The 664-nt window shown below is 61.2% G+C and carries 1 protein-coding gene; it reads left to right on the top strand.

The window, feature by feature from the left end:
• On the top strand, positions 1 to 664 hold a 664-nt coding region (locus AC1DQP_RS21230), incomplete at both ends, for an OBAP family protein (protein ID WP_478052523.1).

Genomic DNA, 664 nt, shown 5'->3' with positions numbered 1-664 from the left:
GCGTCCAAGCACCGGGGGCTGAAGAAACCGCGAAGACGAAAGCGCTGGACGCTGGCGCCGCGGTGCTGCAGGACCGGCCTCCGGTCGACGCCATCAACGCCTATCTGGACGGGTTCCATTTCTACAACGGCCAGATGAAGGTCCAAATGGAGGCTCACCACTACTGCTCCATCCTCAACGAGGATGTCATCCAGTGCACGATCTACGATGGCAATGTGAAAGACGCCAAGTTGATGGGGGTGGAATACATCATCAGTGAGAAGCTGTTTGCGGGCCTTCCTGAACAGGAAAAAGCGCTGTGGCACAGCCATGTTCAAGAGGTGAAATCCKGTCAGCTCATTGCGCCAGGGATTCCCGAGGCGGCCGAGCATGCGCTGATGGAGAAGCTCATCCACACGTATGGCAAGACCTGGCACACCTGGCACACAGACCTGGACAAGGACCTGCCCCGAGGCATGCCGCAGCTGATGATGGGGTTCACCGCAGACGGCCAGGCGGACCCAGCCATGGTCGCTGCCCGTGACGCAAGGTTGGGCGTCAGTAGTGAGGACAAGCGGAAGCGCCGTGCCGACATCGGAGCGCCCCCCATCGATGCGGGCGCCGATGCGTGGCAGAAGGGGAAGGTCATCCAGATCGAGGACCCGACCGCTGCTCATGCTCACGC

Source organism: Stenotrophomonas sp. P5_A8 (assembly GCF_056400545.1).
Note: the sequence above shows the minus strand (reverse complement) of the source record. Positions and strands in the feature narration are given on the sequence as shown.